This is a genomic window from Bradyrhizobium sp. PRIMUS42 (assembly GCF_023006515.1).
GTDB lineage: Bacteria > Pseudomonadota > Alphaproteobacteria > Rhizobiales > Xanthobacteraceae > Bradyrhizobium.
In genome coordinates, this window is the sequence record NZ_JALBGZ010001073.1 from 1 (window position 1) to 1,513 (window position 1,513).

General features: G+C 68.5%; 2 protein-coding genes and 1 pseudogene. All 3 read left to right on the plus strand.

What is annotated here, in order from left to right; all coding sequences use genetic code 11:
- A pseudogene (locus MOV75_RS37670) lies at positions 1-138 on the plus strand (AAA family ATPase); the annotation flags it as partial.
- Entirely contained in the window at positions 138-1,082 is a 945-nt protein-coding gene (locus tag MOV75_RS37675; RefSeq protein ID WP_246932595.1) for a DUF58 domain-containing protein, read from the plus strand. The pseudogene MOV75_RS37670 and the gene MOV75_RS37675, both read left to right, overlap by 1 nt.
- The coding region (locus tag MOV75_RS37680) for a BatA domain-containing protein (RefSeq protein WP_247007945.1) at positions 1,079-1,513 on the plus strand (435 nt) is incomplete at its 3' end. The genes MOV75_RS37675 and MOV75_RS37680, both read left to right, overlap by 4 nt.

Genomic DNA, 1,513 nt, shown 5'->3' on the forward strand with positions numbered 1-1,513 from the left:
CTCGCGCCCTCGGTCGACGACGTGCTCGACCTCGCCGAGCCGGTGCTGAAGCACCGCATGGCGCTGACGTTCCAGGCGCGGGCCGAAGGCCGCACGATTCCGGACGTGATCCGGCAATTGAAGACACGGATGGGTTGATGGCAGCGGAGAACGGGCACGCGGCGAAGGAGATCATTGCGATCCGACGTGCCGATGGCGAAAGCCGCACGCTCGCAGCTTCCTTGCCGCGCCTGGTGCTCGAGGCCCGCCGTATCGCCGCCAACGTCATCCACGGCCTGCATGGACGGCGCCGCGCCGGCTCCGGCGAGAATTTCTGGCAGTATCGCCGCTTCGTCTCCGGCGAGCCGGCGCAGAACGTCGACTGGCGGCGCTCGGCGCGCGACGACCATCTCTATGTCCGCGAGCTCGAATGGGAAGCCTCCCACACGGTCTGGATCTGGCCCGACCGCTCGCCCTCGATGGCATTCGCCTCGAAATCCGCGCGCGAGTCCAAGCTCGAACGGACGCTGATCGTCGCGTTCGCGCTGGCCGAGCTGCTGGTCTCCGGCGGCGAACGCGTCGGCATTCCCGGGCTGATGGCGCCGACGGCGAGCCGCAGCGTCATCGACAAGATGGCGCAGGCGATGCTGCATGACGATGCCGATCGTCTCAGCCTGCCGCCGTCCTTCGTGCCTGCGGCACTCGCCGAGACGATCGTGCTGTCGGATTTCTGGTCGCCGATATCAGAGATCAGGGCCACGCTCGCAGGGCTCTCCGGCTCCGGCGCGCACGGCACGCTGGTGCAGATCGTCGATCCCGCCGAAGAATCGTTCCCCTATTCCGGCCGCGTCGAGTTCGTCGAGCCCGAAGGGTTCGGCGTGATCACCGCCGGCCGCGCCGAGAGCTGGGCGCAGGATTACACCGCGCGGCTCACGCTGCACCGCGACCAGATCCGCGCCGAGACGGGCAAGCTGGACTGGCTGTTCACGACGCATGCCACCGATCGCTCCGCCGCCGAGCTGCTGCTGTTCCTGCATGCCGGCATGCAGGTGAGCAAGTCGGCCGCCCGCACCACGACGATCAAGGCGGGGCCGGTCGCATGATGGGACTGCCGCTCGCCTTCACCCAACCGCTGCTCCTGATCGGGCTCGTCAGCCTTCCGGTGCTGTGGTGGCTGCTGCGCGTGATGCCGCCGCGGCCGCGCCGCATCGAGTTTCCGCCGACGCGCCTGTTGTTCGACATTGCGCCAAGGGAAGAGACGCCCTCGCGGACGCCATGGTGGCTGACCGCATTGCGGCTCCTGGCTGCAGCGCTCGTCATTTTCGCCGCCGCCGGCCCGATCTGGAATCCGCAAACGGGCCTTGCCGGCAGCAAGGCGCCGCTGATGATCATGTTCGACGACGGCTGGAGCGCGGCCTCGCACTGGGACGTCAGGATCAGGGCGGCCGACGAGCTGATCGCCAACGCCGATAACGACCGCCGCGCCGTCGCACTGGTGCCGCTGTCCGAGCCGAACCGCGACATCACGCTGATG

Excerpts from the sequence above, each read along its gene's own strand:
- MOV75_RS37675 (WP_246932595.1), top strand. The coding sequence starts at position 138 with ATGGCAGCGGAGAACGGGCACGCGGCGAAGGAGATCATTGCGATCCGA.